Here is a 7,198-nt window from a genome sequence, read left to right as displayed (position 1 = left end):
TACAATTTTGCTTTTTACGTTTTCTTTAGCGCGAATGTTTACATAGCCGTCTTTGTCTTTTACTACGGCATAATCTCCAAAAGGCCCTTGTGCAAAGGCATTGGTCGTAAGGAGGAAGAATAGAATAAATAACTGTTTCATATAAACTATTTTTTCGGCAAAGATACTAATTTCTTTTCAACTTTACCAGAGCCCCACCGTTATTCCTCACTCGTATTTCTCAATTGCGCCAGCTGTTCCTTCGCATTCAGCCTATCAGTCACTTCCTTATCACTGATGATATGCCCATCTTTCAGCACTACCGTGCGTTTGCTAAATTGGGCAATATCGTCTTCGTGGGTTACGAAGCCTATGGTGCTACCTTGGTCATTCAGCCGTTGGAAAAGCTCCATTACCTCGTATGAGGTTTTAGTATCAAGGTTACCGGTAGCCTCATCAGCAAGGAGGATTACAGGGTTATTGACTAACGAACGCGCAATGGCTACCCGTTGCTGCTGTCCGCCCGATAGTTCGCTGGGCAAATGGTTGAGTCGGCTTTCTAACCCTACACTTATGAGGGCTTCTATAGCGCGCTCGCGGCGTTCTTTGGCTGATACTTTGGGGTTGTACATCAGCGGGAGCTCTACATTCTCAATAGCCGAGGTACGGGCTAATAGGTTGTACGACTGAAAGATAAAACCTATCTTGGTGTTGCGTATATGCGCCAAATCATTCTTGCTCATATCTTTCACCGAGATGCCGTCCAAAATGTAATCGCCAGAAGAGGGACGGTCTAAGCAACCTAATATGTTCAGCAAAGTCGATTTGCCCGACCCACTAGGCCCCATAATGGTTACGAACTCGCCTTCTCTGATGGTCAGGTTGATGCCTTTCAGGGCGTGTACCATCTCGTTGCCCATCAAGAAGTTGCGCTTCATATCACGTATGTCTATAATGGCTTTTTTCATTTATTTAGCTTTTGAATTGTTTCTTTTAGGGCGTTTTGGCATAAACGGACTGCTGCTATCGCTGCTCTTACTGTCGCCCCCTGCTACTTGCGGCGTGTTGCCCTGCAAGCTGGTGGCTACTTTCTCACCAACGTTGAGTCCGCTTACTATCTGCACGTTGATACCGTCGTTGCTGCCTATGGTTACGGCTTTCTGAGCGAGAGTGCCGTCAGCGTTCACTACCCACACGTATTTGTTCTTTCTTCTACCGTGTTGTACTTTAGGAGCTTCAGCAGTAATACCCTTTTGGGCGTAATACTGCAGTAACACATCGGTATCAGGCGTAAAATTGATAGCCTTAGCAGGCACTATGGTTACGCCTTTTAGCTCATTAGTATAAATAGCGATGGTCGCGGTAAGCCCTGGTTTTAGCTTTTCATCGGGGTTTTCTGCCTCTACTATCACTGTATAAGTCACCACGTTTGATGAGGTGGTAGGCGATAAGCGCACTTGGGTCACACGCCCTACGAACTCCTCCTGAGGATAAGCATCTACGGTAAAGCTCACGCGCTGTCCTACTTTCACTTGCCCTATATCGGCTTCGTCTACATTCACCTCTACCTGCATACGCTTGATGTCTTTGGCTATTTTGAAGAGCGTAGGTGCACTCATCGAAGCGGCTACCGTTTGCCCTTCTTCTACCTCTTTGCTAAGGATAATCCCATCGATAGGCGAATAGATATTGGCATAACCTAAGTTAGTTTTCGCCTGATTGAGGGTTGTAAGGCGTTGAGCTACACTGGCTTTCGCATTGTTAAGCTGATACAATGCTTGCTCATAATCCTGCTGACTAATCACTTGGGCATTATACATTTTCTTTTGCCGATCGTAATTTTGCTGATAGTAATTCAGTTCGTTAAGGGCAGAATTATAGTTAGCCGTAGCGTTGATAACGTTTTCTTGCAGATTGGTCTTGTCGAGCTCGGCCAACAGCTGACCTTTCTTCACTTGGCTGTTATAATCCACATATATTTTGCTCACCAAGCCCGATACTTGGGTACCTACTTCCACCTCGTCTACCGGTTGTACACTCCCCGTAGCGGTTACTTCGGTAGTGACATCACCTTGGGTAACCTCATCGGTTTGCAATATAATAGGCGTTGGTTTTTCTTTCATAAAAAACTGATAGCCCACAAAAGCCACTACAGCCAGTAGCGCAATAATAATGATTTTTTTGATTTTCTTTTTCATCGTATTTAGTTGTTAGTTTCTAGTTATTAGTCGTTAGTCATTAGTCGTTAGCAGAACGTTGTCGCTTTTGCGTCGCGTCTCCCCCTTTGAAGGAAGTCCGCGAGCTGGCGCAGCGGAGTATGTGCATAGGGGGATGTTTTACCCTCACAGCGGAGTATGTGAGGGGGGATGTTTTATTCTCATAGTTGTTAGCAGAACATTGTCGCTTTTGCGTCGCTACATCCCCCCTCCTTGGGAGGGGGCTAGGGGGAGGACCCCCATATAAAACTTCAGCAGCTGCACATACAGTGCCAACATATATTTGTTTTGCAAATACGTTTGTTCGGCGGTTAGGTAAGCATTCTCACTTACTAAAAGCTCCGTATTAGTAAGCCCGCCAAACTCGTGTTTCTTCACTGCCAAATCGTAAGCTAATTTGGCATTGTCGCGAGCCGTACGCGAGGCCGCCTGTTGTGCTTGGTGCGTGGTGGCATTCTGCCAAGCGGTTTCTATCTTAGCATAAAGGTCTTTTTCAGCTTGTTGCTCTTCCAAAACGGACTGCTGCTGAGTGAGTTTTGCTAACTTCACATTATTCTTGTTCTTGTTTTGCGAAAAGATAGGGATATTAAGCGATGCCCCTATCGTCTGACCAAAATTACTATCTAACTGAGTAGCATAACTCAGGCTATTGAGGTTAGAATACCCTGTATTCACTCCTGCCTGCAAGCTAACAGAGGGCAACGCTCCTGCTTTGGCTATCTTGATGTCCTTTTCGGCTATCTTTTGTTGCGATTGATAGATTTTCAGGTTAGGAAGAGCCTGTTTAGCTTGTGCAAACACCTCGTCTTTGTTAGGGATAATCGCCACATAGTCATCTTCTTGCAGGTCTAGAGCAATAGCAAAATCGCTATTAGGGGGAAGCTCTAAAAGCTGTTTAAGGGTAAGCACGCGCTTAGCATATTGGTTTTCAGCCTGAATGATAGCGTACTCATTATTAGCGTTGCGCGTTTCTATCTCTGCCAAACTAAGCTTAGCTATCGAACCGTTGGCGAACTTAGTTTGCGCTTGCTTAAGTTCTTCAGCCGACGAGCGCGCTGCGTTTTTGGCTACCGCTATCCCCTCATAGCTGTAGAGGGCTTGCAGATAGGCTTCCAGCACACTCAGGGTAATGTTGTTCTTCGCCTCTTGCACGTACAATTCGTTCTGCTCTAATAGCAGCTGACTACGGTCTATTTGCAAATTGAGTTTATTGCCCTGATACAGCGGCATAGAAGCCGATACCCCAAAGTTGTTAGAAAAAGTACGGCGCGACACCCGTTCGTTAGAAATCTGGTTAATTGCCGAACCGTTATTAAGGTTTGCCGATGCCGAACCACTCACGGTAGGCAGGCGGTTATCTTTCGCTTGACTGAGGTTAATTTCAGCGGTCTGCTGGTTGAGTTCAGTTTTCTTTACGCTGATGTTATGCTGCACGGCATAGTTAATACAATCTGTCAGCGACCACTGTTTAGATTGCGCCCATACCCCTAAAGGCAGCAAACACATTGATAGTATATAAAAATTCTTTTTCATAAGATTCACATTTTCTTGGTACAAAACTAAGGAAAAAGAGGTATACCCACAAAAAAATATCGACCAAAAGCCCAATTTTATAGACGAAAAGGGCAATTTGTCGATTTGACAATTTGCTAATTTAGCAATTTTTTCTGTAGCCTTTTACCCTACACAAACGATATACAAACAATATAGGAATGATATAGGAAGACCAAATATTTACAGAAGTACAAACATCTAATAATAGGTAAAAAACCAGAAAAATATACTCTTCCCCATCAACAAATTGGCAAATCACCAAATCGACAAATCGACAAATTGACAAATCGACAAATTGACAAATCACCCACTTGGCATTATTTTTGCGGGCTTATAAGCAACATAAAAAAAAGAGTTTTTTGTATGGCAAACATTACATTTCATAACGAACCTGCTCACACAGCAGGCGACCTTCCTAAAGTGGGCACCGTAGCCCCTGACTTTTCAGCTGTTAAAAACGACTTGGCTGAGGTAAAACTTTCTGACTTCAAAGGCAAGAAAGTAATCTTAAACATCTTCCCTAGTGTTGATACAGGCGTATGTGCAGCCTCTGTGCGCAAGTTTCACGTTGAGGCTTCAAAGCTAAACAATGTGGCTATCCTTTGCATTTCTAAGGACTTGCCTTTTGCTCTTACGCGTTTTTGCGCGGCTGAGGGTATTGATAACCTCGTGATGCTTTCTGATTTCAGAGGGGGTTTTGAGCAACATTATCCTATTGCTTTCACCGATTCTCCTCTTAAAGGATTGCTATCGCGCAGTGTGGTAGTGGTTGACGAAAACGGCAAGGTAGTTTATACCGAACAAGTAGCCGAAACTACCGAAGAGCCTAACTATGCCAAAGCGTTAGAAGCCATCAAATAAGGCTTAGTTTGTAGTAAATTTTTCATAAGTGCAAAAGAGGTAACAAGTGGGGTAAAACTTGTTACCTCTTTTTTTTTCAGAATTGGCAATTTGACAAATTATTTGTACCTTTGCCCCCTAACTGATAACAAAAAAATGGCTAAAAAGAAGCAGCAACAAACCGACGATAAAAAAGAAGATAAAAAAGACGACAAAAAACCTAAGAAAAACAATGCCGCAAAGGTCAGACAGCGCCGTATTGCTGTGGGGCTTTTCTTAATATTTCTGGCGTTCTTTCTGCTTTTCACCTACTTTTCTTTCTTCTTTTCGTGGCAAACCGACCAAAGTATTTGGTCTGACCTTAGCGCACGCGATGAGGTAGCCGAAAACTGGATGAGCAAGATAGGGGCTTACCTCGGTCATATACTCATATACAAAGGGTTTGGAGTCGCTTGTATTATAGCCTTTTGGCTGATACTCATCACCGGACTTAAAGTGCTGCTCAATATCAAAATGCCACTGCTAAACCGCTGGTATTGGGGCACGTTGCAAATGGTGTATGTATCTACTGCTTTTGGCTTTTTCTCTGGCAAAGCTACCGTACTTGCAGGGGCGGCAGGCTACGAACTCAACCAATGGCTGCAAGACTATTTGGGCAAGATAGGCACCGTGCTACTGCTAATCTTAGGGGCTCTGCTATACGCGGTCTTCAAATGGCAACTTACCCCCGAAAGAGTAATTGACTTCAGCAAGGGTATCGCCGATAAAGTTAAACAAGCTATCCCCGAAGAGGAAGAAAAACCCGTTGTTAGCGAAGTAACTTCTGAAGTACAAACCGAAGAAGAGGAGGAAGACGAAGCACCTGAAGAGGCTGACAATAAGCCATTAGAAATTATTATCCCGCAAGGCGAAAACACGCCTGTAGACCCTTTCACCCACCAAAGAGAGATACCGCCATTACACCCTGAAAGTCCGCTCGAAATTACCAATACAAAAGAAGAAGAGCCCGCCTTTACTATCACCCCTACGGTACCGCCAGCTATGGTAGACCCTGAAGAGTTGGCGCAGCAACTGGTGCAAAACTATGGCGAATACGACCCTCGTTTAGACCTAAGCGACTACCGTTTCCCTACCGTAGAACTTTTAGACGAGCCCAAAGATAAAAGCATCATCATCAACGAAGAAGAGCTAAAAGAGAATAACGATAAGATTATCAAAACTTTAGCCGATTATAAGATTGAAATCTCTAAAATCAAAGCTACCGTAGGCCCTACCGTTACCCTGTACGAAATAGTACCGGTAGCAGGTACGCGCATAGCCCAAATTAAGCGTTTGGAAGACGATATAGCGCTGTCATTAGCAGCCCTTGGCATTCGTATCATCGCACCAATCCCTGGTAAGGGTACCATAGGTATTGAGGTACCTAATAAAAAACCGACTACCGTCTATATGCGCACGATGATTACGGCTCAGAAATTCCAAAATGCTGAAATGGAATTGCCTATAGCCTTTGGTAAAACTATTAGCAATGAACCTTTCATCACCGACCTTGCTAAAATGCCTCACCTACTGATGGCGGGTGCTACAGGGCAAGGTAAATCGGTAGGTATAAACGTGGTACTTACCTCTCTGCTTTACAAAAAACACCCTGCTGAGGTGAAATTTGTATTGGTTGACCCTAAAAAGGTAGAACTTTCGATATTCGAGACTATTGAGCGCCATTACCTCGCTAAATTGCCTGATAGCGAAGACGCTATCATCACCGACACTAAGAAAGTGGTGAATACTTTGAACTCATTGTGTATAGAGATGGATAACCGCTACGAGCTGCTGAAAAACGCTCAAGTACGCAACATCAAAGAGTATAACACTAAGTTTAAAGCCCGACAGCTGAATCCTAATGAGGGGCACCGCTTCTTGCCTTACATCGTATTGGTGGTCGATGAGTTTGCTGACCTGATAATGACGGCAGGCAAAGAAGTCGAATTGCCTATAGCCCGTATTGCGCAGCTGGCGCGTGCTATTGGTATCCACTTGATTATCGCTACACAGCGCCCTTCGGTAAACGTTATCACAGGGGTTATCAAGGCTAACTTCCCGGCGCGTATTGCCTTTAAGGTAGCGCAAAAAATCGACTCTAAAACTATCTTAGACGGTTCGGGTGCCGAGCAGCTGATAGGGCGTGGTGATATGCTCTACTCGCAAGGTAATGAACCGGTACGCATACAATGTGCTTTTATAGATACTCCAGAGGTGAAGCGCATCACCGAGTATATAGGGGCGCAGCGCGCTTATGCCAATGCTTATTTGCTACCTGAGTACGTAGGCCCTGATAGCGAGCCTACTGACCTATCAGACTTCGACCCCTCAGAGCGCGACTCAATGTTCCGCGAAGCTGCCGAGATAGTGGTAAACGCGCAACAAGGTTCGGCATCACTCTTGCAGCGCAAGCTCAAATTAGGTTACAATCGTGCAGGTCGCCTCATCGACCAATTAGAGTATGCAGGTATTGTAGGCCCCTTTGAGGGCAGTAAAGCCCGCCAAGTGCTTGTGCAAGACATTGTTAGCCTAGATAGATTATTAGGAGGTGAATAATAACAATAAACAAT

General features: G+C 44.6%; 5 protein-coding genes. 2 read left to right on the top strand and 3 right to left on the bottom strand.

Translation table 11 applies throughout. The features are described from left to right. Positions 1–200 precede the first annotated feature (200 nt). The 3 genes from HMPREF9074_RS06530 to HMPREF9074_RS06520 form a co-directional block, all read right to left on the bottom strand. Positions 201–947 carry an ABC transporter ATP-binding protein gene (locus tag HMPREF9074_RS06530; protein ID WP_009391876.1) on the bottom strand — a complete coding sequence of 249 codons (747 nt, stop codon included), beginning with the start codon at positions 945–947 and terminating at the stop codon, positions 201–203. Then, positions 948–2,177: an efflux RND transporter periplasmic adaptor subunit gene (locus tag HMPREF9074_RS06525; RefSeq protein WP_009391875.1), complete on the bottom strand. Its 1,230-nt coding sequence runs from the start codon at positions 2,175–2,177 to the stop codon at positions 948–950. 216 nt (positions 2,178–2,393) lie between these two features. Continuing rightward, entirely contained in the window at positions 2,394–3,728 is a 1,335-nt protein-coding gene (locus HMPREF9074_RS06520; protein WP_009391874.1) for a TolC family protein, read from the bottom strand. A gap of 384 nt (positions 3,729–4,112) precedes the next feature. Here HMPREF9074_RS06520 and tpx point away from each other — a divergent pair, with 384 nt between their 5' ends. Continuing rightward, on the top strand, positions 4,113–4,610 hold the full coding sequence (gene tpx, locus HMPREF9074_RS06515; RefSeq protein WP_009391872.1) for a thiol peroxidase: 498 nt from the start codon (positions 4,113–4,115) through the stop codon (positions 4,608–4,610). A gap of 135 nt (positions 4,611–4,745) precedes the next feature. After that, positions 4,746–7,184, top strand: coding sequence for an FtsK/SpoIIIE family DNA translocase (locus HMPREF9074_RS06510; protein WP_009391871.1), 2,439 nt, complete (start codon positions 4,746–4,748; stop codon positions 7,182–7,184). The last annotated feature ends 14 nt before the right edge of the window (positions 7,185–7,198 follow it).

This window comes from Capnocytophaga sp. oral taxon 329 str. F0087, assembly GCF_000213295.2.
Taxonomy (GTDB): domain Bacteria; phylum Bacteroidota; class Bacteroidia; order Flavobacteriales; family Flavobacteriaceae; genus Capnocytophaga; species Capnocytophaga leadbetteri_A.
This window is presented reverse-complemented; position numbering and strand designations above follow the sequence as displayed.